Origin of the sequence: Methylobacterium sp. 4-46, from assembly GCF_000019365.1 — a bacterium.
Classification (GTDB): domain Bacteria; phylum Pseudomonadota; class Alphaproteobacteria; order Rhizobiales; family Beijerinckiaceae; genus Methylobacterium.
Genome location: NC_010511.1, coordinates 4,095,061 through 4,121,345 on the forward strand (window position 1 = coordinate 4,095,061; position 26,285 = coordinate 4,121,345).

25 protein-coding genes are annotated in these 26,285 nt (G+C 74.3%); 12 read left to right on the top strand and 13 right to left on the bottom strand.

What is annotated here, in order from left to right; all coding sequences use genetic code 11:
* Positions 1-33: 33 nt before the first annotated feature.
* From M446_RS17595 to flgH, 11 genes are all read left to right on the top strand, one after another.
* A complete protein-coding gene (locus tag M446_RS17595) occupies positions 34-4,881 on the top strand; it encodes an NAD-glutamate dehydrogenase (protein WP_012333450.1) in 4,848 nt (1,615 codons plus the stop codon).
* Complete coding sequence (bluB, locus tag M446_RS17600) at positions 4,878-5,519, top strand: 5,6-dimethylbenzimidazole synthase (protein ID WP_012333451.1); 642 nt, start codon at positions 4,878-4,880, stop codon at positions 5,517-5,519. Before M446_RS17595 ends, bluB begins: the two co-directional genes overlap by 4 nt.
* 364 nt (positions 5,520-5,883) lie before the next feature.
* On the top strand, positions 5,884-6,258 hold the full coding sequence (locus tag M446_RS17605) for a DUF2794 domain-containing protein (protein WP_012333452.1): 375 nt from the start codon (positions 5,884-5,886) through the stop codon (positions 6,256-6,258).
* A gap of 83 nt (positions 6,259-6,341) precedes the next feature.
* Positions 6,342-6,725, top strand: coding sequence for a flagellar basal body rod protein FlgB (gene flgB, locus M446_RS17610; RefSeq protein ID WP_012333453.1), 384 nt, complete (start codon positions 6,342-6,344; stop codon positions 6,723-6,725).
* A complete protein-coding gene (gene flgC, locus M446_RS17615; RefSeq protein ID WP_198293055.1) occupies positions 6,725-7,138 on the top strand; it encodes a flagellar basal body rod protein FlgC in 414 nt (137 codons plus the stop codon). The genes flgB and flgC overlap by 1 nt, the downstream gene beginning before the upstream one ends.
* Before the next feature lie 11 nt (positions 7,139-7,149).
* A complete protein-coding gene (locus M446_RS17620) occupies positions 7,150-7,488 on the top strand; it encodes a flagellar hook-basal body complex protein FliE (protein ID WP_012333455.1) in 339 nt (112 codons plus the stop codon).
* A gap of 14 nt (positions 7,489-7,502) precedes the next feature.
* Positions 7,503-8,291 (top strand): flagellar basal-body rod protein FlgG, encoded by a 789-nt coding sequence (gene flgG, locus M446_RS17625; protein ID WP_012333456.1) that lies wholly within the window; start codon positions 7,503-7,505, stop codon positions 8,289-8,291.
* A gap of 72 nt (positions 8,292-8,363) precedes the next feature.
* On the top strand, positions 8,364-8,894 hold the full coding sequence (flgA, locus tag M446_RS17630; RefSeq protein ID WP_012333457.1) for a flagellar basal body P-ring formation chaperone FlgA: 531 nt from the start codon (positions 8,364-8,366) through the stop codon (positions 8,892-8,894).
* Positions 8,894-10,006, top strand: a complete 1,113-nt coding sequence (gene flgI, locus M446_RS17635; protein ID WP_012333458.1) for a flagellar basal body P-ring protein FlgI — start codon at positions 8,894-8,896, stop codon at positions 10,004-10,006. Before flgA ends, flgI begins: the two co-directional genes overlap by 1 nt.
* Positions 10,003-10,536, top strand: coding sequence for a MotE family protein (locus M446_RS17640; RefSeq protein WP_012333459.1), 534 nt, complete (start codon positions 10,003-10,005; stop codon positions 10,534-10,536). The genes flgI and M446_RS17640 overlap by 4 nt, the downstream gene beginning before the upstream one ends.
* Positions 10,536-11,234: a flagellar basal body L-ring protein FlgH gene (gene flgH / locus M446_RS17645; RefSeq protein WP_012333460.1), complete on the top strand. Its 699-nt coding sequence runs from the start codon at positions 10,536-10,538 to the stop codon at positions 11,232-11,234. Before M446_RS17640 ends, flgH begins: the two co-directional genes overlap by 1 nt.
* A gap of 319 nt (positions 11,235-11,553) precedes the next feature.
* Here the strand turns inward: flgH and rimM are convergent, their stop codons facing one another.
* The 13 genes from rimM to crtD form a co-directional block, all read right to left on the bottom strand.
* Entirely contained in the window at positions 11,554-12,183 is a 630-nt protein-coding gene (gene rimM, locus M446_RS17650) for a ribosome maturation factor RimM (protein ID WP_026190522.1), read from the bottom strand.
* A gap of 7 nt (positions 12,184-12,190) precedes the next feature.
* A complete protein-coding gene (gene rpsP, locus M446_RS17655; protein WP_012333462.1) occupies positions 12,191-12,550 on the bottom strand; it encodes a 30S ribosomal protein S16 in 360 nt (119 codons plus the stop codon).
* A gap of 214 nt (positions 12,551-12,764) precedes the next feature.
* Complete coding sequence (ffh, locus tag M446_RS17660; protein WP_012333463.1) at positions 12,765-14,345, bottom strand: signal recognition particle protein; 1,581 nt, start codon at positions 14,343-14,345, stop codon at positions 12,765-12,767.
* Between the two features lie 13 nt (positions 14,346-14,358).
* Positions 14,359-14,580, bottom strand: a complete 222-nt coding sequence (locus M446_RS17665; RefSeq protein WP_012333464.1) for a glutathione S-transferase — start codon at positions 14,578-14,580, stop codon at positions 14,359-14,361.
* A gap of 165 nt (positions 14,581-14,745) precedes the next feature.
* The gene (locus M446_RS17670; protein WP_012333465.1) at positions 14,746-15,657 is read right to left on the bottom strand and encodes an alpha/beta hydrolase fold domain-containing protein; all 912 of its coding nucleotides are present in this window, start codon (positions 15,655-15,657) and stop codon (positions 14,746-14,748) included.
* A gap of 15 nt (positions 15,658-15,672) precedes the next feature.
* Positions 15,673-16,494: an SDR family NAD(P)-dependent oxidoreductase gene (locus tag M446_RS17675; protein WP_012333466.1), complete on the bottom strand. Its 822-nt coding sequence runs from the start codon at positions 16,492-16,494 to the stop codon at positions 15,673-15,675.
* Between the two features lie 172 nt (positions 16,495-16,666).
* Complete coding sequence (gene minE, locus M446_RS17680) at positions 16,667-16,951, bottom strand: cell division topological specificity factor MinE (protein WP_012333467.1); 285 nt, start codon at positions 16,949-16,951, stop codon at positions 16,667-16,669.
* A complete protein-coding gene (gene minD / locus M446_RS17685) occupies positions 16,948-17,763 on the bottom strand; it encodes a septum site-determining protein MinD (protein WP_012333468.1) in 816 nt (271 codons plus the stop codon). Before minD ends, minE begins: the two co-directional genes overlap by 4 nt.
* Before the next feature lie 82 nt (positions 17,764-17,845).
* Positions 17,846-18,562: a septum site-determining protein MinC gene (gene minC, locus M446_RS17690; RefSeq protein ID WP_012333469.1), complete on the bottom strand. Its 717-nt coding sequence runs from the start codon at positions 18,560-18,562 to the stop codon at positions 17,846-17,848.
* 108 nt (positions 18,563-18,670) lie between these two features.
* Entirely contained in the window at positions 18,671-20,539 is a 1,869-nt protein-coding gene (locus M446_RS17695) for a DEAD/DEAH box helicase (RefSeq protein ID WP_012333470.1), read from the bottom strand.
* A 397-nt stretch (positions 20,540-20,936) separates the two neighbouring features.
* On the bottom strand, positions 20,937-22,736 hold the full coding sequence (gene atzF / locus M446_RS17700) for an allophanate hydrolase (RefSeq protein WP_012333471.1): 1,800 nt from the start codon (positions 22,734-22,736) through the stop codon (positions 20,937-20,939).
* Between the two features lie 87 nt (positions 22,737-22,823).
* Positions 22,824-23,717, bottom strand: coding sequence for a carotenoid 1,2-hydratase (locus tag M446_RS17705; protein WP_012333472.1), 894 nt, complete (start codon positions 23,715-23,717; stop codon positions 22,824-22,826).
* 2 nt (positions 23,718-23,719) lie between these two features.
* A complete protein-coding gene (gene crtD / locus M446_RS17710; RefSeq protein ID WP_012333473.1) occupies positions 23,720-25,219 on the bottom strand; it encodes a 1-hydroxycarotenoid 3,4-desaturase CrtD in 1,500 nt (499 codons plus the stop codon).
* A gap of 116 nt (positions 25,220-25,335) precedes the next feature.
* Here crtD and M446_RS17715 point away from each other — a divergent pair, with 116 nt between their 5' ends.
* A complete protein-coding gene (locus M446_RS17715) occupies positions 25,336-26,208 on the top strand; it encodes a polyprenyl synthetase family protein (RefSeq protein ID WP_012333474.1) in 873 nt (290 codons plus the stop codon).
* The last annotated feature ends 77 nt before the right edge of the window (positions 26,209-26,285 follow it).

The window sequence follows — 26,285 nt, forward strand, 5'->3', positions numbered from 1 at the left end:
CGCCCGCTGACACCTCGGCGGGAGGGACGAGCCGTGGACCTGTCGACCGCGACGCCCGAAGCGCGGGCGAGCCGCACCGACCTCATCGCCGCCGCCGTCGCGGCGGCGGAGGCCCGCCGGGAGCCCGGCGACTTCGTCCGCGACCTGTTCGGCCGAGTCCCGCCCGAGGATCTCAACGCCTACGCGCCCGAGACCCTGGCCGACCTCGCCCTCGCGGCCCGCCAGCACCTCGCCGCGGCGCGGCCCGACGAGAGCGGCGCGGATCTGCGCCTCAACGACGTGGTGGTGGAGCGCGACGGCGGGCGGCGCGACGTCACCGTCCTGGAGGCCATCAATCCGAACCGGCCCTTCCTGCTCGATTCGACCCTGGCCGAGCTGGTGGCGCGGGGCTACGAGCCGCGCCTCGTCGCCCACCCGATCCTGGCGGTGGAGCGCGGCCCCGACGGCGCCCTGCTGCGCCTCGTGGGCGAGACCACCGCGGGAGCCGGCGACGCGCTGAGCCGCGAGAGCTTCATCCACATCCATCTCGACCGGATCGACGACGAGGGCGAGCGGGCGGGCCTCCTCGACGGCCTCGCCCAGGTCTACGCCGACGTGGCGGTCTCCACGCAGGACCACCGGGCGATGCTGGCCCGGCTCGACGCGGTCGCCGCCGCCTACGAATCCGCGCCGCCGCCGGTGGCGGCCGAGGAGGTCGCGGAGGCCCGCGCCTTCCTCGACTACATCCGGGCCGACCAGTTCACCTTCCTGGGGATGCGCGAGTACCGGCTCGGCGAGGGCGCCGAGTACCGGGGTGTGCGCGAGAGCGGCCTCGGCCTCCTGCGCGACGGCTCCGTCGAGGTGCTGCGCCGCGGCCGCACCATGGTGGCGATGACACCCGAGATCCGCGCCTTCCTGGAGCGGCCCGAGGCGCTGATCATCACCAAGGCAAGCCTGATCTCGCGGGTCCATCGCCGCACCCACCTCGACATGGTCGGGATCAAGCTCTTCTCGGGCGACGGGCGCGTCGCGGGCGAGCTGCGCATCGTCGGGCTCTTCGCGAGCACCACCTACACGAGCCGGGCCGAGGAGGTGCCGTACCTGCGCCGCAAGGTCGCGACCGTCGTGGCCGAGGCCGGGCTCGACCCGACCAGCCATGCCGGCCGCTCGCTCCTGCACGTGCTGGAGACCTATCCGCGCGACGACCTCTTCCAGATCGACACCGATCTCCTGCGCCGCTTCGCCCTCGCCATCGTGCTCCTGGCCGAGCGCCCGCGGGTGCGGGTGCTGGCGCGGGCGGACAAGTTCGGCCGCTTCGTCTCGCTCCTCGTCTTCGTGCCGAAGGACCGCACCGACGCGGCCCTGCAGAAGCGAATCGCCGCCCACCTCGCCATGCGCCTCGGCGGGCACATCTCGGCGATCTACCCGGATTATCCGGAGGGGCCGCTCGCCCGCTTCCACATCGTGATCGGCCGCCGCGAGGAGGTTCCGCCGGCGATCGATCCGGCCGAGCTCGAGGCCGAGGTGACGGCCCTCTCGCGCACCTGGGCCGACGGCCTGCGCGACGCCCTCGCCGAGGCCATGGACGGCGGCCGCGCCCGGGCGCTCGGAGCCTACTACGCCGAGGCGTTCCCGGCGGGCTACCGGGAGACCTACGACAGCGCTCAGGCCCTGTCCGACATCGCGATCCTGGAGCGGATCACGGCGGAGCGCCCGCGCGCCGTCGACCTCCACCGCCACCCGGGCGACCCCGAGACGCGGATCGGCCTCAAGGTATTCTCGAAAGGCAGCGCGCTGCCCCTCTCGGATCGGGTGCCGGTGCTGGAGAATTTCGGGTTCCGGGTCATCGACGAGCGCACCTTCCTGATCGGCCGGCCCGGCGCGCCGGAGACGGACGGGATCTGGCTGCACGACATGCTGCTCGAGCGCGCGGGCGGCGGGGCGATCGATCTCGCCCGGCTCGACCGCCCCGTCGAGGCGGCCCTGCTCGCCATCGCGCGCGGCCTCGCCGAGACCGACGCCTACAACCGGCTGATCCTGGAGGCCGGCCTCGGCTGGCGCGACGCGGCCCTGCTGCGCGCCCTCGGGCGCTACCTCCGGCAGTTGCGGATCCGCTACGGCCAGGGCTACCTCGCCGCCACGCTGAGCCGCCACCCCGCCCTGGCCGCCGGGATCGTCGCCCTGTTCTACGCGCGCTTCGATCCCCGCGCCGAGGGCGGTGCCGAGAGCCGCGCTGCCCGCGAGGCGGCCCTGCGCGCCGAGATCGAGGCCGGCCTGTCCGCGGTGACGAGCCTCGACGAGGACCGCATCCTGCGCCGCTTCGTGAACCTCGTGGAGGCGGCCCAGCGCACCAACTTCTTCCAGGTCGCCCCCCACGGCCTGCCGCCCGACACCATCGCGTTCAAGTTCCGCTGCGCCAAGGTCGACGGGATGCCGCTGCCGCGGCCGCTCTTCGAGATCTTCGTCTATTCCCCGCGCGTCGAGGGCGTGCACCTGCGCTTCGCCTACATCGCCCGCGGCGGCCTGCGCTGGTCGGACCGGCCGGAGGATTTCCGCACCGAGATCCTCGGCCTCGTGAAGGCCCAGCAGGTCAAGAACGCCGTGATCGTGCCGGTGGGCGCCAAGGGCGGCTTCTTCCCCAAGCGCCTGCCGCCCGCCTCCGACCGCCAGGCCTGGATGGCCGAGGGCACCGAGAGCTACCGGATCTTCATCCGCACCCTGCTCTCGCTCACCGACAACATCGTGGACGGGGCGATCGTCCCGCCCGCCGACACGGTGCGCCACGACGGGGACGACGCCTACCTGGTGGTCGCGGCCGACAAGGGCACCGCCACCTTCTCGGACATCGCCAACGCGATCTCGATCGAGCGCGGGCACTGGCTCGGCGACGCCTTCGCGTCGGGCGGCAGCCAGGGCTACGACCACAAGGCGATGGGCATCACCGCCCGGGGCGCCTGGGAGGCGGTCAAGCGCCACTTCCGCGAGATCGACGTCGACGTGCAGAGCCAGCCGGTGACGGTGGTCGGCGTCGGCGACATGTCGGGCGACGTGTTCGGCAACGGCATGCTGCTCTCGCGCTGCCTCAAGCTCGTGGCCGCCTTCGACCACCGGGACATTTTCCTCGATCCGGACCCGGACCCGGCCACCTCCTACGCCGAGCGCCGCCGCCTGTTCGAGCTGCCGCGCTCGTCCTGGGCCGATTACGACCGGGACAAGATCTCGGCCGGCGGCGGGGTCTTCCCGCGCTCGGCCAAGACGGTGCCGCTCTCGCCGGTGATCCGCGCCCGCCTCGGCTTCGACCGGGCCGAGGCGACCCCCGCCGAGGTGATGCAGGCGATCCTGAAGGCGCCCGTCGACCTGCTCTGGTTCGGGGGCATCGGCACCTACATCCGCGCCTCGGGCGAGAGCGACGACGAGGCGGGCGACCGCGCCAACGACGCCCTGCGCATCACCGGCGCGGAGGTGCGCGCCCGGGTGATCGGGGAGGGGGCCAATCTCGGCGTGACCCAGCGCGGGCGCATCGAGGCGGCGCGGCGGGGCATCCGCCTCAACACCGACGCGATCGACAACTCGGCCGGCGTCAACACCTCGGACGTCGAGGTGAACATCAAGATCGCGCTCACCACGCCCGAGCGCGACGGGCGGCTCGGCCCGGAGGCGCGCAACGCCCTGCTCGCCGGCATGACCGGCCAGGTCGCCGACCTCGTCCTGCGCAACAACCAGATCCAGACCCTCGCCCTGTCCCTCGCCCAGCGCCAGGGCGCGGCCGAGTCCGGCTTCGCGACGCGGCTGATGCAGGCCCTGGAGGCGGAGGGCCGCCTCGACCGCTCCGTCGAGTTCCTGCCCTCGGACGCGGCCCTCGCGGAGCGCGCCCAGGCCGACGAGGGCCTGACGCGGCCCGAACTCGCCGTGCTCCTCGCCTACGCCAAGCTGTCGCTCAAGGACGCGCTCCTCGACAGCGCCGTGCCGGACGATCCCTATCTGTCGCGCGAGCTCGATCGCTACTTCCCGCCGGTGCTGCTCGCCCGCTACCCGGACGCGGTGGCGAGCCACCGCCTGCGCCGCGAGATCATCGCGACGGGCCTCGCCAACGCGATCATCAACCGCGGCGGCCCGACCCTGGTGAGCCGCCTCTCCGACGAGACCGGCGCCGAGGCGCCGACCGTGGCGGCGGCCTACGCGGTCACCCGCGACGCGTTCGGGCTCCTCGACCTCAACCGGGCCGTGGACGGGCTCGACGGCGCCGTCTCGGGCGCCCAGCAGCTCGCCCTCTACGCGGAGCTCCAGGACCTCCTGCGCCAGCGCATGGTCTGGTTCATCCGCCACGAGAGCCTCGGGGAAGGGGGCATCGACGCCGTGGTGGCGCGCTACCGGGACGGGATCGCGGCCGTGGCCTCCTCGCTGTCCTCGGTGCTGCCGGCCGGCGCGCGCGAGGCCCTCGCCAAGCGCGGCCGGAGCCTCGCCGACCAGGGCGTGCCGGAGCCCCTCGCCGGGCAGCTCGCGGCCCTCGCCGAGCTCGGCGCCGCCCCCGACATCGTGCGGGTCGCCGAGGCGACCGGGCGCCCGCCGGTCGCCATCGCGGCGACCCACTTCGCCATCGAGGAGCTGTTCCGCCTCGGCCCGCTCACCCGGGCGGCCCGCGCCGTGCCGGTCTCCGACACCTTCGACCGCATCGCCCTGGAACGGGCGGTCGCCGGCATCGCCGCCGCGCACCGGGCGCTGACGGCCGAGGCGGCCGCGACGGGGGCCCAGGGCCAGGCGGCGGTGGAGAGCTGGAGCGCCGCCCGCGGCGCCTCGCTCGCCCGCATCCGCACCGCCGTCTCGGCGATCGCGGCCTCAGGCCTCACCGTGTCGAAGGTCTCGGTGGCGGCGAGCCTGCTGGCGGACCTGTCCAGGCCGTGACGGAGGCTCCCGCCTTCGACGCCGCCTTCCGCGAGCGTCTCGCGGACCTCGTCGCGTGGCGGCGCGACGTGCGCCGCTTCCGGCCCGACCCGGTGCCGGAGGAGGACCTGCGCGCCTGCCTCGCCCTCGCCTGCCTGAGCCCCTCGGTCGGCAACAGCCAGCCCTGGCGCTTCGTGCGGGTCGGCGACCCGGACCGGCGTCGCGCCGTGACGGAGAATTTCGCCCGCTGCAACGACGAGGCGGCGCGGGCCTACCCGGACGCGCGCGCCGCCGCCTACCGGCGCCTGAAGCTGGAGGGGCTGCGCGAGGCGCCCGTCCACCTCGCGGTGTTCTGCGACGAGGCGACGGAGAGCGGCCACGGGCTCGGCCGCGCCACCATGCCGGAGATGCTGCGCTACTCGGTCGTGCTGGCGATCCACACCTTCTGGCTCGCCACCCGCTCGCGGGGCCTCGGGGTCGGCTGGGTCTCGATCCTCGACCCGGCGCCGCTGACGGCGCTCCTCGGCGTGCCGGAGGCGTGGCGCCTCGTCGCCTACCTGTGCGTCGGCTACCCCCAGGAGGAGCACGCCGATCCGGAACTCGTGCGCCACGCCTGGCAGCCGCGCCTGCGGGCCGAGGACCTCGTCGTCGAGCGCTGACCGCCCCGGCGCCGGCAAAAAGGAAGACCGCACTCCGGGGAGGCGGCCTTCAAGGAAGGGTCTCGAAACCTCTGGAGGAGGCCCGGATCCTTCGCCGCCCGCGCAGCCGGGGCTGGCCGGGTGCCGGAGGGGCCGGACCGAGAGGTCGTGCCGTGAATACAGCGGCTTCGCGGCCGGGCGAAGGCACCATTTCGGCGGAATGATGACGCGTGGCCGGTCCGGGCGCGGCGGGGCGGCCGCCGGCCGAGACCTGTGCGAAGCCGGCAACGCGATGCGCCGCGTCGCCCTTGCGGGGCCGGGAGCGGCATCCCATCATGCCCGGCAGGGACGTGCGCAGACGTCCGGCGAGACCAGCGGAGGAACGATGACGGAAGGAGAGACCCCGGACAGTCGTCTACCGGGGGCTGAGGCGCGGGTGATCCCGTTTCCCCGCGCTGCCCCCCCGCCGGTCTCGTTCCATCGCAGCGAGCTGCGCGAGATCCTCAACCTCTACGGGCGCATGGTCGCGGCCGGAGAGTGGCGCGACTACACGATGGATTTCACCCGCGAGAAGGCGGTGTTCTCGATCCATCGCCGCACCTCGGAGCGCCCGCTCTACCGCATCGAGAAGGATCCCCGGCTCGCCCGCCGCCAGGGCGCCTACGCGGTGGTGGCCGAGACCGGCCGCATCCTGAAGCGGGGCCACGATCTCGCGCAGGTGCTGCGCGTGCTGGAGAAACCCCTGCGCGTCGTGTCCTAGGACCCTGACGCCAGCTTGCGCCAGCCTCAGGCAAGGTTGCGACCCTAGACCTCGGGATACGGAATGGTTCCGAGGATCCGACATTGAGCGGCATCTACCTCTTCGGCCTCGCGTCCCGGCGGGCGCAGTACCTCTCGGTGCGGCAGGCGACGGTCGCGGGCAACATCGCGAATGCCGACACGCCCGGCTACAAGGCGCGCGACGTCGTGCCCTTCGCCGAGGTGCTCTCCCGCGCGGGGCTGGACCTCGCGGCGACGTCCCAGGGCCATCTCAGGGCCGGCACGACCACTCCCACCGCGAAGGTGAAGCCGAGCGAGAGCTGGGACGCGATCCAGGGCGGCCACTCGGTCAGCCTGGAGCAGGAGATGCTGAAGTCCAACGACATCGCGCGCGACTTCAACCTCAACACGGCGGTGGTGAAGGCCTTCCACCGGATGATGCTGTCGGGCGTGAGGAGCGGCTCGTGATCGACCCTCTGACCGCCTCGGCGCGCCTCGCCAGCGCCGGGATGGAGGTGCAGTCGCTGCGGCTGCGCGTCGTGGCCGAGAACATCGCCAACGCCCAGTCGACGGGCGTGGACCCGGGCTCGGACCCCTACCAGCGCAAGACGATCACCTTCCGCAGCGAACTCGACCGGGCGGCGGGGGCCGCCACCGTGGGCGTGCGGGAGATCGGCGTCGACCGGGCGCCCTTCCGCGTCGAGCACGAGCCCGGCAACCCGGCGGCCGATGAGAACGGCGACGTCAAGTATCCCAACGTCAATGTCCTCATCGAGATGACGGACATGCGCGAAGCCAACCGCTCCTACGAGGCGAACCTGCAGATGATCAAGCAGGCCCGGGCCCTCGTGGCGAGCGTCATCGATCTCCTGAAGAGCTGAGGCGTGGCGCCATGATCGAGGCCGTCGCATCCCTGAACGCGCTGATCGACCGGACGGGACCGGTCTCCGGCCCCTCCTCGGCCGGGCTCCTTCAGGGCGTTCTCAGCCCCGCCCCGACCGCGATCCCGACGGGTCCGGCCTTCGGCGACGTCATGGCCCAGATCGCCTCCGGCATGCGCGACACCCTGCGCGCCGGCGAGGCGACCGCCATCGCCGGGCTCCAGGGCAAGGCTTCCGCCCAGCAGGTGGTGGAGGCAGTGCTCTCCGCCGAGCAGAGCCTGCAGACCACCATCGCCATCCGCGACAAGGTCGTGGCCGCCTATCTCGAAATCAGCCGCATGGCGATCTGAGGATCCACCCCGACATGAGAGCGCTCGCCATCGCCGCCACGGGCATGAATGCCCAGCAGCTCAACCTCGAAGTCATCGCCAACAACGTCGCCAACCTGAACACGACCGGCTTCAAGGGCGCCCGGGCGGAGTTCACGGACCTGCTCTACCAAGCCGAGCGGCAGCAGGGCGTGCCGAACCAGACCGGACAGGAGGCGGTGCCCGAGGGGGCGCTCCTCGGCCTCGGCGTGCGGGCGGCCGCGATCCGCAACCTGCACCGCCAGGGTCCGCTCGCCCAGACCTCGAACAACCTCGACCTCGCCATCAACGGCCGCGGCTACTTCCAGGTCACGAACCCGAACGGCGAGGTGAACTACACCCGCGCCGGCTCCTTCAACAAGAGTTCGACCGGCCAGCTCGTCACCCTCGAAGGCTACGTGGTGGAGCCGGCAATCCTGTTCCCGGCCAACACCGTCGACGTCGTGATCAACCAGTCGGGGCAGGTCTACGCCAAAGTCGACGGGCAGGCGACGCCGCAGCTCCTCGGCCAGCTCTCGATCGCCAACTTCGCCAACGAATCGGGCCTGGAGCCCCTCGGCAACGGCCTCTACCGCGAGACCGCCGCCTCGGGCGCCCCCGTCACCGGCGTCGCGGGGGATACCGGCTTCGGCAAGGTCCAGCAGGGCTACCTGGAGAGTTCGAACGTCGATCCGGTCAAGGAGATCACCAGCCTGATCACGGCCCAGCGCGCCTTCGAGATGAACTCGAAGGTGATCCAGGCCGCCGACGAGATGGCCGGCACGGTGTCGAAGGGCATCCGGTAACCCGGCGCGCCGCGGCGGCGCCCGCGAGCGGCGCGGCCCCGGCGCGCCCGCGAAGGCGAGGATGCGATCACGATGGTCATGAGCAGTCGAACCCGGCGGGCGCTCGCGCTCGCCCTCCTGGCCGGCGCCTGCGGCGCCGGCATCGGCCCCTGCGCGGCCGCTCCCGCCGCCGGCCCCGCCGCCGCGCAGGCGCCGCCCGAGCGCGCGCCCGACCTCGTCCTCCCGGTCCCGGCCGTGACGATCTACCCGGGCGACATGATCAAGGAGACGATGCTGCGCGAGCAGTCCTTCCCGCCGACCTTCCGCGCCCGCGCCGCCGTGATCGACGCGCCCCTCGCCATCGTCGGCCGGGTGGCGCGGCGCACGCTCCTGCCCGGGGAGCCGGTGCCGGTCAACGCGGTGGACGATCCGCGCCTGGTCAGCCGCGGCACGCCCACCACGATGATCTTCGAGGAGAACGGCCTCATCATCACCACGCTCGGCACGCCGCTGCAGAATGGCGGCCTCGGCGAGGTCATCCGGGTGCGCAACACCGATACGGGCCGGATCGTCGTCGGCGTCGTCCAGGGCGACGGCCGCATCCGCATCGGGGACATGCGCTGATGGACCGGATCCTCGCGCTGCTGCTCGCCCTGCTGGTCGCGCCCCTCGCCGCGCTCCCGGCCCTCGCCGGCACCCGGATCAAGGACATCGCCGCGCTCCAGGGCGTGCGCGACAACCAGCTCGTCGGCTACGGGCTCGTCACGGGCCTCCAGGGCACCGGCGACACCCTGCGCAACGCGCAGTTCACCGAGCAGTCGCTGCAATCGATGCTCGACCGGATGGGCGTCAACGTGCGCGACTCGCGCCTGCGCACCCGCAACGTCGCGGCCGTGATGGTGACGGCCGACCTGCCGCCCTACGCGACCGTGGGCTCGCGCATCGACGTCACCGTGACCTCGCTCGGCGACGCGACCTCGCTCAAGGGCGGCACGCTCCTGATGACGCCGCTCTCGGGCGGCGACGGGCAGGTCTACGCCGCCGCCCAGGGGCCGATGGCGGTCTCCGGCTTCTCGGTGGGTGGCCAGGCCGAGACGGTCACGCAGGGCGTGCCGACCGCCGGGCGCATTCCGAACGGCGCCCTGATCGAGCGGCAGGTGCCGGGCTCGCTGCAGGACCTGCCGCAGCTCGTCCTCGAACTCAAGAACCCCGACTTCAAGACCGCGACCCTGATCGTCGACGCGGTCAACGCCTACGCGCTGCAGCGCTTCGGCCGGCGCGTGGCGATCCCGCGCGACCAGCGCTCGGTGGTGCTGCACAAGCCGCCCGCGATCGCGCAGACCCGCTTCATCGCGGAGGTCGGCGACCTGACCATCCAGCCCGACACCCCGGCGCGGGTGGTGGTGGATCAGCGCACCGGCACGGTGGTGATCGGCCGCAACGTCCAGATCTCCACGGTGGCGGTCACGCACGGCAACCTGACGGTCCGGGTCACCGAGACGCCCGAGGTCTCCCAGCCCAATCCCTCCTCCCGCAACGGCCAGACCGTGGTGGTGCCGCGCACCGAGGTCTCGGCCCAGGAGCAGCAGGGCCGCCTCGCCGTCCTGGGCGGCTCCGACCTCCAGACCCTCGTCAAGGGCCTCAACCAGGTCGGCCTGAAGCCGAGCGACATCATCGCGATCCTCCAGGCCGTGAAGACGGCCGGCGCCCTCCAGGCGGAGCTCGTGGTGCAATGAGGCGGCGTCCCCTCCCGGCGGGCTTCCTCCCGCCGCTCGCGGGCCTGCTGTGGCTCGCGGGGCTCGCGGGCCTGCTGTGGCTCGCGGGGCTCGCGGGCCCTGCCCGCGCCGCCGAGGAGGCGCCGCCCTCGCGGGCCGCGGCCTATTGCAACGGCATCGTGGACGCGGCCGCGGATGCGCGCGTGGCGTGGCAGAAGGAGACGCTGACCGCCCTCGAGAAGCAGGTCGAGGAGCGCATCAGGCAGCTCGAGGCCAAGCGCGCCGAGTACGAGGAGTGGCTGCGGCGGCGCAACGAGTTCCTGGCCAAGGCCGACGAGACCGTGGTGGCGATCTACATGAAGATGCGCCCCGACGCGGCGGCCCTCCAGCTCGCCAACATGCCGGACGAGGCGGCGGCGGCCCTCCTCACCAAGCTCAATGCGCGCACGGCGAGCAGCATCCTGAGCGAGATGGAGGCGTCGCGCGCCGCGCAGCTCGCCCGGATCATGACCGACGCCAGCAAGAAACCGAAGGACGGCGAGAAATCCTGATGAAGCGCCTGCTGACCTGCGCGGCCGTGGCGGGGCTCGGCGCCTGCGCCCAGCCCCTCGACCCGATCGGACGCCCGCCGCTGCTGACGCCGATCGGCACGGGCCTCGCCGCCCCGCGCGAGCCGCTGCCGGCCTCCTTCGCGGCCACGCCCCGGCGCAGCTACAGCTCGACCTGGGCACCCGGCGCCGCCGACCTGTTCCAGGACCCGCGCGCCCGCAACATCGGCGACGTGATCACGGTGAGCATCTCGATCAACGACAAGGCGCAGTTCGACAACGCCACCGATCGCTCGCGCAGCCAGAAATCGTCGCTCGGCTTCGATTTCAGCTACGGCGTCTCGGGCGTGAAGGACTCGGCCACCGCCGATGCGGGCATCCGCTCGGGCACCGAGACCAAGGGCAACGGCACCATCGACCGCAAGGAGAACCTGAGCCTGTCGGTCGCGGCCGTGGTCACCGACACGCTGCCGAACGGCAACCTCCTGATCAGCGGCTCGCAGGAGGTGCGCGTCAACAGCGAGGTGCGCGTGCTCACCGTGGCGGGCATCGTCCGGCCGCGCGACATCACCCGCAAGAACACGATCGACTACGACAAGATCGCGGAGGCGCGGATCTCCTACGGCGGGCGCGGCCGCATCACCGACGTGCAGGACCCGACCATCGGGCAGCGCGTCTTCGAGACCGTCACGCCGTTCTGATCCGCTGTCCGGACGATCACGTCCGGACAGCGTCTGACAAGCCCGCGCGGCGCGTGAGCGAAGCCGACATCCGTATTGCGAAGCAATCCGTCGGATGTCGTATGACACGCCCGCGCGGCGCTTGAGCGACGCCGACATCCGCGTTGCCGAAATGGGAGATGGCGAAGCCATCAACCGGATGTCGGATGACGGCGCCGGTTCTGCGGTGTTCGGGGCATACCCATTCCGCTCGATCCCTTTCGCATGGCGGATTGGGGCGTCGCTCACGCGCCGCGCGGGCGCGCGATCCGGGATCCGCTGCGATCAACCGGATCCCGGATCAGCCCTCGCCCTCCGGCGGCGGGCCGGGCGGGGCGAAGAGATCCTCGGGCGGCGCGATCGTCACGCGGCCGGCCGCGATCTCGACCTTCGGCACGAAGAGGCGGGTGAAGGGCAGGAGGGCCGGGCGTCCGCCGCCCTCGGGCTCGATCTCCAGGAGGTCGCCGCCGCCGTAATTCGGCACCGCCCGGATCGTGCCGAGCCGCGTGCCCGCCGCATCCACCGCGGCGAGACCGACGAGGTCGGCGGTGAAGAACTCGTCCTCGTCCTCGGGCGCGCCGAGGCGGTCCCGGGGCACCGAGAGGGTGAGGCGGTTGAGGCCCTCGGCCGCGCTGCGGCCCGCGACGCCGGCCACCCGCGCCACCAGGATGTCGGGCGTTCCCGCGGCGGGGCGCAGCGCCGTCAACTCCACCACGCGGCCGTCGGAGGCGAGGAGCGGCCCGTAGCCGCCGATCGCCATCGGCTCGGCGGTATAGGATTTCAGCCGCACCTCGCCCTGGAGGCCGTGCGCGCGGCCGAACTCGCCGAGCACGACGAGTCTCGCGTCCGGCCCCGGCGGGGCCGCGCCGGCCGCGCCCCGTCCCGCGCCGGCGCGACCGGATGGGGCGGGGCGCTGGGGCCGGCGCGCCATGGAGGCGTTACGCCGCGGCGTCGTCGCCGGCGCCGGCCTTCTCGGCGCGGGCGGCGGCGCGCTCCTTGGCCTTCTGGCCCGGCTCGGCCTTCTTCGGGTTGTTGCGGGCCGGGCGCTTGGCGAGGCCGGCGGCGTCGAGGAAGCGCAGGACGCGGTCGGTCGGCTGCGCGCCCTTGGCCAGCCACGCCTGGATCTTCTCGGATTCGAGCGACACGCGGGCCGGGTCGTCCTTCGGCTTCATCGGGTCGTACACGCCGACCTTCTCGATGAAGCGGCCGTCGCGCGGCGAGCGCGAATCGGCGACGACGATGCGGTAATAGGGGCGCTTCTTGGCGCCGCCGCGGGTCAGGCGGATCTTCAGGGACATTGTCTCACCTCTTCACTCAGTCGCTTGTCACCACGTGCGCGGGAGACGCGCGATCGCGCTCCCGCCTTCCGGAGGGGCCGCCGGGCGGCACGCCTCCCCATCGATCTTCCCGCTGTCGAGAACGTCGATTCCCAAGCCGGGCCGGTCGGCCCGATCACTTCCCAAGCCGGGCCGATCGGCCCGGTCACTTCCCAAGCCGGGCCGGTCGGCCCGCTCACTTCTTCTTGCCGAAGGGCAGGCCCCCGAGGCCCGGCAACCCCGGCATCTTGTTCCCGCCGAGGCCCGGCAGGCCCGGCGCCTTCCCGGGCGCGCCCCCGAGCCCGGGCGGCATCGGCGGCAGCTTGCCGCCGAACTGCTTCTCCAGGGCGGCGATCTGCTCGGGCGTGGGCTCCGGCATGCCGCCGCCCATCATCCGGCCCAACCCCCCGAGGCCGCCGCCGGGGCCGCCCCCGCCGAGCCCGAACATCGAGCCCAGCGCCTGGCCGATCCCGCGCTTGCCCGACCCCATCGCCTTCATCATGTCGGCCATGGTCCGGTGCATCTTCAGCAGCTTGTTGATCTCCGCGACGTCGACGCCCGCGCCCTTGGCGACGCGCTTCTTGCGCGAGGCCTTGAGGATGTCGGGGTTGCGCCGCTCCTCGGGCGTCATCGACGAGATGATGGCGCGCTGGCGCCGGAACATCTTCTCGTCGAGATTGGCGCCCTCGACCTGCTTCTTGATCTGGCCCATGCCCGGCAGCATGCCCATCAGGCCGCCGATGCCGCCCATCTTCTCCATCTGGCCGAGCTGCATCGCGAGGTCGTCGAGGTCGAACTTGCCCTTGCGCATCTTCTCGGCGACGCGCAGGGCCTGTTCCTGGTCGATGGTCTCCGCCGCCTTCTCGACGAGCGAGACGATGTCGCCCATGCCGAGGATGCGGTTGGCGACGCGGGCGGGATGGAATTCCTCGAGCGCGTCGACCTTCTCGCCGGTGCCGACGAGCTTGATCGGCTTGCCGGTGACGGCGCGCATGGAGAGGGCCGCGCCGCCGCGCGCGTCGCCGTCCATGCGGGTGAGCACGATGCCGGTGACGCCGAGGCGCTGGTCGAAGGCGCGGGCGGTGTTGACCGCGTCCTGACCGGTGAGCGCGTCGGCGACGAGCAGCACCTCGTGCGGGCGGGCCGCCGCCTTCACCTCGGCGGCCTCCTGCATCAGCGCCTCGTCGAGGGTGATGCGGCCGGCCGTGTCGAGCATCACCACGTCGAAGCCGCCGAGCCGGGCGGCCTCCATGGCGCGCTTGGCGATCTGCACCGCCGATTGGCCGGCCACGATCGGCAGGGTCTCGACGCCGACCTGCTTGCCCAGCACCGCCAGCTGCTCCATGGCGGCCGGGCGGCGCGTGTCGAGGGAGGCCATCAGCACCCGGCGCTTCTCGCGGCCGTTCAGGCGCCTGGCGATCTTCGCCGTGGTGGTGGTCTTGCCCGAGCCCTGCAGGCCGACCATCAGGATCGCCACGGGGGAGGGGGCGTTGAGGTCGATGATCTCGGCCTCGGCGCCCAGCATCGCCACGAGCTGGTCGTTGACGATCTTCACGACCATCTGGCCGGGCGTGACCGATTTCAGCACGGTGGCGCCGACCGCCTGCTCGCGCACCTTCTCGGTGAAGTCGCGCACCACTTCGAGGGCGACGTCGGCCTCCAGGAGGGCGCGGCGCACCTCCCGCAGGGCGGCGGTGACGTCCGCCTCGGTCAGCGCGCCGCGGCGGGTGAGCCCCGACAGGATGCCGGAGAGGCGATCGGAGAGGCCTTCGAACATCGGATCCTCGCGCCTACTCGTCGTTGCCCGCGCTGGCCGCCCGGCGCACCTGCAGGGCGCCCTCGAAGTGCCGGATCGCGGCCTCGAACTTGTCGCGGCAATCGGGATTGCAGAAGCCCACCACGGCGCCGTTGTAGAGCGTCAGCGAATCGGCGGCGATCGGCCGGCCCGACCAGGGGCAGGCCGTGTTCACCGCGTCCTCGATGCGCAGTCGCGCGGGGCTGGTCTCAGTCATCCGTGATCCCGGCTCGCGGCGCCGCTCCGCCCAACGCCGGACGCGCCCGAGGGCGCGTCGCGCTGTCGGGCGTTGGCCTCCGGCCTCGGGGGACCGGTCGGCGGGTCGGGTCGGGACGAAACGTCGCCTGGAAGCCGGAGCCCCTAGAGGGTGTCGAGGCGAATGTCAACGCAGGGCGGAGGCGCGCTCCCGCGCGGCCGCGAGGTGCCCCTCCAGGAAGGCCCCCGCCTCCGCCAGGGAGCGCCGGGCCTCGGGCAGGAACGAGGAGGCGAATTGCCAGGCATGGGGCACGACCGGCCAGACCGTGAGCGCCACCGTCACGCCCGCCTCCCGCGCCCGGGCGGCGAAGCGCACGGAATCGTCCCGCAGGATCTCGCGCTCGCCGACGTGGAGCAGGATCGGGGGCAGGCCGCGCAGGTCGCCGTGGAGGGGCGACACCAGGGGATCGGCCGGGTCGTGGCCGCCCAGATAGGCCCGCTGCAGCAGCGGGAAGCTCTCGACCGAGAGCATCGCCTCGCGCCCGGCATTCTCGGTCAGCGAGGGGCTGCCGCCGAGGAGGTCGGTGGCGGGCGAGAAGGCCGCCGCCGCCGCCGGGAGCCGCCCGCCCGCGTCCCGGAGGCGCAGCAGCAGGGCGAGGGCGAGGTTGCCGCCCGCCGATTCGCCCGCGAGCACGGCCGGCCCTTCGGCCGCGAAATCCGCCCAGGCCGCCGCCGCGTCGTCGAGGGCCGCCGGGAAGGGATCCTCGGGGGCGAGGCGGTAGTTCGGGGTAAAGATCCGGAAGCCCTGCCGCGCGAGCCCGCCGATCAGGGGCCGGTGGGTGCGCGCCGAGCAGGCGACGAAGCCGCCCCCGTGCAGGTAGAGGAGGCGCGGCGCGGCCGCCGCGAGACCCTGGCGCTCCGCCCATTCCCCCGCGATCCCGCCGACCTCGCCGGGCCGGAAGGCGATGCCGGGCGGGTCCGGGAAGGCGGCGGAATCGAAGACGCGCCGGACCTGTCGGACGTCGGTGACGCCGGACAGGCGCCGCTTGACCTGCCGCCGGACGATCCAGGCGAGGAAATGGGCGCGCAACGAGGCCATGCCGCGAGAACCCTCCTACTCGCCGAGCGCCCGGCGGATCACCGCCCAGTAGCGCACCGGCATCAGGCGCTGCAGGAGGACGACCTGCCGCGCGTCGGCGCCGACGATGAGGCGGGGCATGCGCCGCGCGATCCCGGCGAGGATCCGGTCCGCCGCCGCCGCGGGGGCGAGGCGCAGGTGGCGCTCGAAGGCGGCGCGGCCGCGCGCGGCCTCGGCCGGGTCGACCCCGGCCCCGGTGCGGGCATTGCGGGCGATGGCGGTGGCGACGCCGCCCGGATGCACCACCATGACGTGGAGCCCCGTCCCCTCGTATTCGTGGCGCAGGGCCTCCGAGAAGCCGCGCAGCGCGAACTTGCTCGCCGCGTAGGCGGTCTGGCCCGCCGGCGCGATGATCCCGTAGAGGCTCGACAGGTTGACGATCATCGCCTCCGGCCGCCGGCGCAGGGCCGGCAGGAAGGCGTGGGTCATCCGCACCGCGGCGCGGAAGTTGATGTCCATCAGCCACTCGAACTCGTCGAGGGCGAGGTCCTCGAAGCGGCCGGCGAGCGCCACCCCGGCATTGTTGACGAGGAGGTCGAGGTCGCCGTGGCGCTCCTGCACGGCCTCCGGCAGGGCCGCGATGCAGGCCGCCTCGCGCAGGTCGAGGGGGTGGGTGCTGAGCGCGGGCGCGCGCCCGTCCAGGGCGGCCGCGACCCGGGCGAGACCCTCGGCATCCCTGTCGACCAGGGCGAGGCGGGCGCCGCGCGCGGCCAGGGCCTCGGCCAGGGCCGCCCCGATCCCGCTCGCCGCGCCGGTGATCAGCGCCGTCCTGCCCCGCAGCCCGAATGGTCCCGCCACCGACCGGCCCCCTCGCCCCGCAGGGCTTCCTCAGCCCCGCAGGGCTCCCTCAGCCCCGCAGGGCCTCTTGGCCCCGCAGGGCCTCTTGGCCCCGCAGGGCCTCCCCGCGTCATCGCGCGAAGGAGGCCCGGGTTGCAAGCGCGAGGGGCCCGGTCTCCGGGGCGCGGGCCGGTCAGGCCCGCTTGCGGGCGGGCTCGCGGGTCTCGGGGACGGGCCGGGCCGGCAACTCGACGTCGATCTCCAGGAGCGAGACCCCCTCGCCGCGGTCCATCGACACCTTGACCTTCTCGCTGTCGATGGTGACGTGCTTGGCGATGACGGCGAGGATCTCCTCGCGCAGCACCGCCGCGAGGTCGCTCCGGCCGGAGGCGGCGCGCTCGTGGGCGAGCAGGATCTGCAGGCGCTCGCGCGCGATCGGGGCGCTGGCGCGGCGAGTGAAGAACGGCAGGAGTGTCATGCGGCCCTCCGCGACAGGAGACGGTTGAGGAAAGACTTGCGCTCGCTGGGGATCGTCATCGCGACGGTCTCGCCGCAGAGCCGGCGCGCCGCGTCCAGGTAGGCGCGGGCGGGCGCGCTCGCCGGGTTGTTGAGCGTCACCGGGTTGCCGACGTTGGAGGCCTTGAGCACCTCCTCGCTCTCCGGCACCACCGCGAGCAGCGGGATCGACAGGATCTCCAGCACGTCCTCGATCTTGAGCATCTCGCCCTTGTCCGCCCGCGAGGGGGCGTAGCGGGTCAGGATCAGGTGCTTGTCGATCGACTCGCCGGCCTCGGCCCGCACCGTCTTGGAATCGAGCAGCCCGATGATCCGGTCCGAGTCGCGGACCGAGGACACTTCCGGGTTGGTGACCACCACGGCCACGTCGGCGTGGCGCATCGCCAGGGTCGCGCCGCGCTCGATCCCGGCCGGGCTGTCGCAGACGATCCAGTCGAAGCGCTCCCGCAGGGCCTCGATCACGCGGGCGACGCCCTCCTCGGTGAGCGCGTCCTTGTCGCGGGTCTGGGAGGCGGGGAGGAGGGAGAGCGTGTCGAGGCGCTTGTCGCGGATCAGGGCCTGGGCGAGCTTGGCGTCGCCCTGGACGACGTTGATGAGGTCGTAGACGACGCGGCGCTCGGCGCCCATCACCAGGTCGAGGTTGCGCAGGCCGACGTCGAAATCCACCAAGCAGACATTCGCGCCTCCCTTGGCGAGGGCGGCGCCCAGGGCGGCGGTCGTGGTGGTCTTGCCGACCCCGCCCTTGCCCGATGTGACCACCACGACCTTTGGCATGCTGCACCTCGTTGTTCGTTGGGCGGTCCCGGCCGCCTGCCGTTCGGGGGTCGCCCGGGCGCCCGAGGGCGCGGGGCGGACGTCAATCGAGCACTTTCATCCGCATCGCGTCGCCGTCGAGCCAGACATGCACCGCCCGTCCGAGCAGGGACGGCTCGATGTCGTCGGCGACGCGGTAGAGGCCGTCGATCGCCAGCAGTTCCGGCGCGAACCGGCTGCTGACGATCCGGGCATTGGCGTTGCCGGCCGCCCCCGCGATCGCCCGCCCGCGCAGGGCCCCGTAGACGTGGATCGACCCGCCCGCGATCACCTCGGCACCCGAGGCGACCGACCCCATCACGGTCACGTCCCCCTCCGGGAACAGGACCTGCTGGCCCGAGCGCACGGGTGCGTCGAGCACCAGCGAGCCGACGGTGGTCGGCCGCTCCGGCAGGGCGATCGGCGCCGGCGCCGGTTCCGGCTCGCCCGGCACCGGGATCTCGCCGCCGGCCCGGCCGCCGGTCAGCCGCGGCGGCAGGCCGCTCGTGAAACCCGCCGCGCCCGCCCCTTCGAGCCCCATGATCGGGATCCCGCGGGCGGTCAGATCCCCCACGAGGACCGTCAGCGCCTCGGCCGAGGGCTTCAGCGCGGTCACGTCGAGGATCACGGCGCGGCCGGCGAAGAAGGCCGGCGAGCGCTGCATCAGGGCGTCGAGGTCTGAGAGCCAGGCCTCGACGGGCGCCTCGGGGGCGAGGACCACGGCCAGGAAGGAGCGGCCGCGGAAGCGGATCGGCGGGCGGGCGGGGGTTGAGTGGGTCACGGGTTGATGATTCGTTACCGTTCTATTTCGCGCCCGGATGGTTAGCGAGTGGTTAACACCAGAGCGCGAAGTTTACATTTCCCTAACGTCATACGCGAGTCTCCCCCGTCAGCGGCCGGCGGCGCGCCGCTCCCCGGCCCAGCGGCGGCGGGCCGTCCAGGCGTAGCGGGCGTCGCCGTCGAGGAGGTGGAGGTGATCCGCGAGGCGGTTGCGTTCGAGCCAGGCGAGGGCCGCCTCGAGCTCGGCCGCCGTCATGGCGGTGCGGGCCTTGTTCCCGAACAGCCGCTTCAGCACGGCGTTGTAGCGGTGGGCGAGGCGGCCGGTGCGCGGCAAACGCAGCTCGGCCTCGTCCTCCACCGCCTGCGCGGTGACCAGGGCGGCGACCCGCCGGCGCAGCTGCCGCTCGGCGGCGGAAGGCGGCAGCGGCGGGTCGGCCGGCATCTCCGGCCGCACCAGGGCGAGCGCCGGCCCCGGCCGCAGCATGGCGTAGCGCAGCCCGAGGGCGTTGCTCTCCAGGGGCACGATGCCCTCCTCGCCGCGGGGCGGGAGCGGATCGCGCGGCGCGGCCGAGATGCTCCGCGTCCGGCGCGCGGCGGCCCCCTGCTCGGCCTCGATCCGCGCCCGGAAGCGGGCGAAGAGCGGGTCGTCCGGGTGGAAGACGACGGCGTGCTGCTCCCCGTAGGGCCCGGCCTGGGGGTCGACCCGCGTCGCCCGGGCGATCATCTGCTCGAGCCAGGGGCGGCTGCGGATGTGGGTGAGCGCCGCCACCACGGCCACCTCGGGCGCGTCGAGCCCCTCGTAGGCCATGGCCACGGTGACGAGCGCGGCCGGCTCGGGCGCGAGCCGGAAGCTGGCGAGCGCCGCGTGGGCCTCGGGCTCGGAGGAGACGGCGATGCGCGCGTCGCGGGCGGCTTGGCCGGCGGGCATCCAGCCGCGCAGCATGGCGAGGTAGCTCTGCGCGCTCGCCTGGTCGGGCGCCACCACCAGGAGCTTGCCGAGCCCGCGCGCCGCCTCGCCCGGTCCGAGGCCGCGGGCCGCCCGCCGCGCCGCCCGCAGGCGCCGCGTCGCCAGGAAGGCCTCGTGCAGCAGCGCGCGGGCGAAGCCGGTGCGCAGGGCCGTGAACAGGGCCGGCCGGGTCGTCGCGCGCGGCGCCGAACCCGACAGGCGGTGCGGGCCGACCCGGGCCTGCCCGTCCGCCCGGCCGCCCTCGAGCCAGCTCGCCTCGCCGTCGAGGGCCCCGAACTGAACCGGCAGCACCGCCCGCTCGGCGAGCGCCTGCGCCCGCGAGTAGCCGATCACCGCCCAGCCCGGCGCCGCCGTGTCCGGCACCGGCGCGCGGCCGGCCTCGCCGTCCCGGTAGGGGAGCCACAGGATGCGCCTCCCATCCGCCCGCTCCAGGGTGCCCGACAGGAGGAGGCGCAGCCGCGCGTGCTGGAACAGCGGCAGCAGCGCCCGGCTCCAGGCCGCCGCCTCGCCCTCCGGCACCTCCCCACCCAGGGCGGGGAGGTGGTGCACCTCGTCGATCACCAGCAGGGTGTCGCTCCGCCGCATCTCGGCGAGGTGCAGGGAAGGGGCGGCGGCGACCGCCTGGTAGGTGGTGACGTAGCCGGAAAGGCCCCTGGCGGGATCGGGGGTGTTGTCGGCGGCGCGCACCGAGAGGGCGTGGCCGAGGGCCGCCCGCCAGGCCGGATCCGCGAAGGCCTCCTCGGCCTGCAGGCGCAGGGAGTCGCGCGGCACCACCCAGACCACCCGCCGCACGGTGCCGGCCGCGATCAGGCGGGCGGCCGCGATGACGGGCAGGAGCGACTTGCCCCCGCCCGGCGTGACGGCCGCGAGGATGTCGGTGACCTCCGCCGCCGCGCCGCCGGCGATGGCGGCGACCAGTTCGGCGAGGGCGCGCTGGTGGCTGCGCAGGGGGCGGGGGGCGGCGCTCACGGGGCGAGGATGCGACTCATTCCGGCCAGCATGGCCGAACATCGCGCATTTGTGAATCCTTACGCTGTGTCAGGTTCAGTCGCAGCCCCTCCGTCATCCGGTACTGTCCGGTTCCGAGCTCGCAAGAACTGCGAGACGGCGGCGCTCGGGCGGGACTGGAGCGCAGGTTTTCGTCGAGACATTCTGGCGAAGAGGGCGAGTTCAGTCCGGCGGGGCGGCAGCGATCGGGCGGCGCGCGCGGCGGTCTCGTCCTCGATCCCGGAGCGCTCGTCTCTCGTCCGCCGTGCCGGCCCGGCGCGGTGTTGTGGCGGGATCATGCCTCGCAGGCGGGCGGACGGGCAGGCGGGCCGCCCGCGCCGCGGGGAAGACTGCGGCGGAGCGGGGCCGCGTCGTCGGCCGACCCGTCCCGGCCCTGCTTCGCGGGCCGTCCCGCCGGCGCTCAGCCGGCCCGGGCGGCCATGTAGGCGCGCCAGCCGCCGTGATGCGTCACCTCCTCGGCCCCGGCCACCGCGTGCGCCTCGCACAGGAAGCCCGGGACGGCGCTGCCGTCGTCGAGGGTGATGCGACCGAGCCCGAGGGGGGCGGGGATCGCGGCCGCGAAGCGCCCGAAGGCGGCGGGGTCGAGGGTCCAGACCTCGACCGCGAGCCCGGGGCCGGCATGGCCCGGAACCCGCACGAGCCCGGGCTTCGGCGGCTGCGTGCCCGGCAGGGCGTAGAGCCTGTAGTCGGGCGCCGTGCGGGCCTCCCGCAGCAGCCGGCCGCCGAGGGCGGTGAGTTCGCGGTTGAGGGGCATGCCCGACAGGTGCGCCCCCACCACCACGATCGCCAGCCGCTCCTCGGGCTCCGCCCCGACGCGGCTCTCCTCCGGCAGCGGCGCGTCGCGCCGCGCGCCGAGCCCGCACGACGCCGCGCGGTGGAGCGCGTCGGCGAGGGGCAGGAGGGCGTCGTCCTGGAAGGCCCGGGCGACCAGGGTGACGCCGGCGGGCAGCCCGTCCGCGCGGAACCCCGCCGGCACCGCGACCGCCGCGCAGTCGAGCAGGTTGGCGAAGTTGGTGTAGCGCCCGAGCCGGCTGTTGAGGGCGATCGGGTCGGCCCGCATCGCCTCGACCGTGTAGGTGGTGGGCGCCGTGGGGAGGAGCAGCGCGTCGACCCGCTCCCAGGTCGCCTCCGTGCGCCGCCGCAGCGCCTCCAGCCGGTACTGGCCCCGGAAGGCATCCGCGGCCGAGAAGGCGCGGGCGGACTCGACGATGCGGCGCACCGCGGGGTCGAGCGCGTCCGGGTTCGCCGCCGCGAAGGACTCGATCGCCGCGAGCCGCTCGGCCACCCAGGGGCCCTCGTAGAGCAGCTCCGCCGCCTCGCGGAACGGCCCGTAATCGAAGGGCACCAGGGGGCAGCCGAGCGCCTCGGCGCGGGACGCGGCCTCGTCGTAGAGGCGCGCGGTCTCGGCATCGCCGTAGAACTCGCGCTCCGCCCCGGCCAGCACCCCGAGCCGGGGCCGGGCCGGCAGCGGGCGCGGAGCGCCGCGCCGCGAGTAGGGGTCGTCCGGGTCGAAGCCCTCGGCGATCCGGCGCACCGCCGCCGCGTCGCCCACCGTGAGGGCGAAGATCGAGACGCAGTCGAGGCTGCGGCAGGCCGGGACGAGGCCGCGCGCGCTGAGGAGGCCCTTGGTCGGCTTGATGCCCACGAGGTTGTTGAACGCCGCCGGCACCCGGCCGGAGCCGGCCGTGTCGGTGCCGAGGGCGAAGGCGCAGAGGCCCGACGCGACCGCGACTGCGGAGCCGGAGCTGGAGCCGCCCGAAATGTAGGCGTCGTCGAAGACGCTGCGCGGCGCCCCGTAGGGCGAGCGCGTCCCGTTGAGGCCGGTCGCGAACTGGTCGAGGTTGACCTTGCCCACCACGAGGGCGCCCGCCGCCCGCAGGCGCGCCACCACGGCGGCGTCGGCCGGCGCGGTGGTGGCGAAGGCCGGGCAGGCGGCGGTGGTCGGCAGCCCCGCCACGTCGATGTTGTCCTTCACCGCGAAGGGCACGCCCCAGAGGGGCAGGCTGCCGGGCTCCGGCGCCCGCTCCATCAGCTCCCTCGCCGCGTCCCGCAGGGCGCCCGCGCGGGCGGGCGTGATGAAGATGGCCGGGTCCGCCCCGGCGATGCGCGCGCTGAGCGTCTCGGCGAGGTCGAGGGGCGTGAAGGCCCCGGACGCGTAGAGCGCCCGCAGGGCCGTGAGATCGAACACCGCCGGCAACATGACGCCAGAAGACCCTCCGCGCGGCGCAGCCTGGCGCCACCGCACCCGCGCAGGCAAGAGCCGGACCGTCCGGCCCGCGCGCCGCCCTCAGCCGAGGGCGCGCGGCATGCGGAAGGGCAGCATCAGCCGCACCAGCGGGTGGCGGAAGCGGTCGAGGCAGAGCGCCTCGTGCACCGGCTCGACCGCCTCGCCGCAGATCCGCGCCGCGAGCTGCGAGCGGGAGTAGAAGGGCGCGTCCTCGAAGCGGCGCAGCACCCTGGCCTGCCCGTCGTCGCTGCGCGTCGCCCGCTTCAGGCGCCAGAGGGTCGGCGGCAGCGCGGCCGGGATCGGCGGCTCGATCGGGCGCGGCGTCCCGTCCGGGTCGAAGCGCAGCGAGAGGTCCTGCCGGGTGCCGTCCCGCCGCAGCACGTCGTACAGGATCGCGGCGCCGTGGCGGAGGGTCGCGCGCGACCACGTCCAGCTCCGGAACGAGGCTTCGAGGGGGGTGTCGCCGTCATTCGTGTCGAAGTAGGCGTGGCCGCGCCAGCGCAGGGCGGGCCGGTCGAGGTCCACCTCGATCCGCGAGGCGGGGGCGATCGGCCACCAGCGGTGGCGCCCCTCCGCGTCGAGGGTGAAGGGGCCGGGCGTGATCCCGCGCGGGTAGACCCGGATCGTGCCCGAGAGGCGCGAGGGCAGGGGGGCCGTCACCTCGCTGACCCGGATCGTCAGGGCGCTGCCGTCCCAGGCGAGGGAACTCGGGCCGATGCTGAGCGAGGCGGCGTCCCGCGCCACGCTGCGGCGGCGGCGCTCGGTCATGGCCCAGCGGGCCGGCGCCCCGTACAGCACGACGTTGACCGCGCTGTGGTCGAGCGGGTCCTGGCGCCCGCTCCAGGCGTAGTAGGGCGAGAACACGCTGCCCAGGAAGGCGATGACGGTGAGGCCGTGGCGGCCGTCGTCGCTGACGCCGTCCACGTACCACCACGCGTAGCCGCCGGGCGGCACGCTCAGGTCGAAGCGAGGTCCCGCAGCACCTGCCGCGCCGCGAGCCGGCCCGACTGGGCTGCCATCGGCACGCCCGGCCCCGGATGCGCGCTCCCCCCCGCCAGGTAGAGGCCCGGCAGCCGCGTGCGCGCCCCCGGCCGGCGGAAGGACGCCGTCCAGCCGTGCGAGGCCCGGCCGTACAGCGCCCCCCCGGTCCCCGGGAAGAGCGTCGCGAAATCCGGCGGCGCCGTCACCGTCTCGGCCTCCGGCGCGAGCGTCAGGCCGCAGGCGGACAGCCGCCGGCTCATCGTGGCGTGGCATCGGGCGATCTCCTGCGGGGAAAAGGGTTCGTCGCGGGCGGGCGCGTTGACGAGGGCGAGCAGGGCTTCCGGCGCGTGGTCCGGGCCCCGGCCCGTCTCCGGCACGCCGTCGTCGCCGCGGTCCTGGGCGCAGACGTAGACGGTCGGGTCCTCCGGCAGGCGCCGCCGCCGGGTCAGGTCCACGAACTCGCTCTGGTAGTCGCGCGAGAAGAACACGTTGTGGCGCACCAGGGGGAAGCCGTCCGGGCGGCCGGCCACCGCGAAGGTGACCGCCGAGAGCGAGCGCGCCTCGCGCGGGACCGGGTCGACCGCCCGCGCCGCCTCCGGCCCGAACAGGCCCGCGGCGAGGGCCGCCACGTCCGCGTTGGCGACGACGCGGGTCGCCGGGAGGCGCTCGCCGCTCGCCAGGGCGACCCCGGCGACGCGCCCGCCCGCCGTGACGATCCCGGTCGCCTCGGCCCCGTAGCGCAGGGCGGCGCCCTTCTCGGCGGCGAGCTCCGCCACGGCGGCAGCGAGGCGCGACAGCCCGCCGGCGATCGTCCAGACCCCCTCCTGCTCCACGTGCGCGACCAGCATCAGGGTCGCGGGCGCCTCGAAGGGCGAGGAGCCGCAATAGGTCGCGTAGCGCCCGAACAGCTGGCGCAGGCGCGGGTCGCGGAAATGCGCGCAGAGCGCGGTCCAGAGCGTCGCGAAGGGCTGGATGCGCCAGAGGTCGCCGAGGCCCCGGGGCCCGACCCGCAGGGCGAGTTCCAGCGGGTTCGGGCGGGGCTCGCGGATGAAGGGGGTCTCGAGGGTGCGGTAGATCTCGGCCGCGCGGGCGCGGAAGCGGCGGAACCCCTCCGCCTCCCGGGGGCCGGCGAAATCCGCGATCGCCGCCTCCGAGCGGGCCGGGTCGGCGAAGAGGTCGAGGCGCTCCCCCGCGCTCCAGGCGTGCCGCGCCAGGATGCCGGCCGGCGTCAGCGAGACCCGGGCGGCGAGGTCGGCGCCCGCCTCGGAGAAGATCTCCTCGAACACCCAGCGCATGGTGAAGACCGTGGGGCCGGCCTCGACCCGGCGCGGGCCGGCCGCCACCGCGCGCATCTTGCCGCCCGGCGCGGCCGCCTTCTCCACCACGGTGACGTTCAGGCCCGCGGCCGAAAGGCCGAGGGCCGCCACCAGCCCGCCGATTCCCGCCCCGATCACCACCACCCGTTCGTCCGTCACGCCGTTGATCTCCCGGCCCAAGAGTGTCAATCATAGTGGACAGTTTCTGGCGTTCAAACAAAATGACACCGGCAGAATGATACCGGCAGAATGACCCCGGACGGAGGGAGAGGCGCATGGACGACGGTGGGCGCATCGAGCGGGCCCTTGACGTGGCCGTGTCCCACGCGGAGGCGCCGGGGGCGCCGCCGCTCCTGGCGGAGGCGATCCGCTACGCGGTCTTCCCGGGCGGGCACCGGATCCGGCCGCGCCTGTGCCTCGCGGTGGCGCGGGCCTGCGGCGACGACGACCCGGCGGCGTCCGACGCGGCCGCGGCCGCGATCGAACTCCTGCACTGCGCCTCGCTCGTGCACGACGACCTGCCCTGCTTCGACGACGCGCCGATGCGCCGGCAGAAGCCCTCCGTGCACGTCGCCTTCGGCGAGCCGATCGCGCTGCTCGCCGGCGACGCGCTGATCGTGCTCGCCTTCGAGACGCTGGCGCGCGGCGCCGCGCGGGTGCCCGAGCGGCTCGGCACCCTGGTCGGGCTGGTCGCGCGCGCGGTGGGCTCGCCCGCCGGCATCGTGGCCGGGCAGGCCTGGGAATCGGAGCCGAGCGTCGGCCTCTCGGCCTACCAGCAGGCCAAGACGGGCGCGCTCTTCGCGGCCGCGACCGTGACCGGGGCGGCGGCGGCCGGGGCCGAGGCGATGCCCTGGCGGCTGCTCGGAGAGTATCTGGGCGAGGCCTACCAGGTGGCGGACGACCTGCGCGACGTGGCCTGCCGCCAGGAGGAGGTGGGCAAGCCGGTCGGGCGCGACGCCACCCTCGGGCGGCCCAACGCCGCGGCGCTCCTCGGCCTCGACGGGGCCCTGCGGCGCCTCGCGGACCTCGCCCAGGAGGCGGTGGCGGTGATCCCGGACTGCCCCGGCGCCGAGAGCCTCCGGCGCGAGATCCAGGCCCAGACGCGGCTCTTCCTGCCGGCGCGGGTGGCCCAGAGCCTGGTCGCGTAGGCGAGCGCCTCCCGCGCTCTCCGGGCCCGACGGGCCCGGAGAGGGGAGTGCCCGGCGGGAGGGGCAAGGCCTCCGCC

Coding starts and splice junctions, on each gene's coding strand:
- minE (WP_012333467.1), bottom strand. CDS start 16,951: ATGACACTCCTGCCGTTCTTCACTCGCCGCGCCAGCGCCCCGATCGCG.
- flgG (WP_012333456.1), top strand. CDS start 7,503: ATGAGAGCGCTCGCCATCGCCGCCACGGGCATGAATGCCCAGCAGCTC.
- M446_RS17715 (WP_012333474.1), top strand. CDS start 25,336: ATGGACGACGGTGGGCGCATCGAGCGGGCCCTTGACGTGGCCGTGTCC.
- M446_RS17620 (WP_012333455.1), top strand. CDS start 7,150: ATGATCGAGGCCGTCGCATCCCTGAACGCGCTGATCGACCGGACGGGA.
- M446_RS17640 (WP_012333459.1), top strand. CDS start 10,003: ATGAGGCGGCGTCCCCTCCCGGCGGGCTTCCTCCCGCCGCTCGCGGGC.
- rpsP (WP_012333462.1), bottom strand. CDS start 12,550: ATGTCCCTGAAGATCCGCCTGACCCGCGGCGGCGCCAAGAAGCGCCCC.
- flgH (WP_012333460.1), top strand. CDS start 10,536: ATGAAGCGCCTGCTGACCTGCGCGGCCGTGGCGGGGCTCGGCGCCTGC.
- rimM (WP_026190522.1), bottom strand. CDS start 12,183: ATGGCGCGCCGGCCCCAGCGCCCCGCCCCATCCGGTCGCGCCGGCGCG.
- flgI (WP_012333458.1), top strand. CDS start 8,894: ATGGACCGGATCCTCGCGCTGCTGCTCGCCCTGCTGGTCGCGCCCCTC.
- M446_RS17605 (WP_012333452.1), top strand. CDS start 5,884: ATGACGGAAGGAGAGACCCCGGACAGTCGTCTACCGGGGGCTGAGGCG.
- flgA (WP_012333457.1), top strand. CDS start 8,364: ATGGTCATGAGCAGTCGAACCCGGCGGGCGCTCGCGCTCGCCCTCCTG.
- ffh (WP_012333463.1), bottom strand. CDS start 14,345: ATGTTCGAAGGCCTCTCCGATCGCCTCTCCGGCATCCTGTCGGGGCTC.
- M446_RS17695 (WP_012333470.1), bottom strand. CDS start 20,539: ATGTTCGGCCATGCTGGCCGGAATGAGTCGCATCCTCGCCCCGTGAGC.
- M446_RS17665 (WP_012333464.1), bottom strand. CDS start 14,580: ATGACTGAGACCAGCCCCGCGCGACTGCGCATCGAGGACGCGGTGAAC.
- minD (WP_012333468.1), bottom strand. CDS start 17,763: ATGCCAAAGGTCGTGGTGGTCACATCGGGCAAGGGCGGGGTCGGCAAG.
- M446_RS17670 (WP_012333465.1), bottom strand. CDS start 15,657: ATGGCCTCGTTGCGCGCCCATTTCCTCGCCTGGATCGTCCGGCGGCAG.
- atzF (WP_012333471.1), bottom strand. CDS start 22,736: ATGTTGCCGGCGGTGTTCGATCTCACGGCCCTGCGGGCGCTCTACGCG.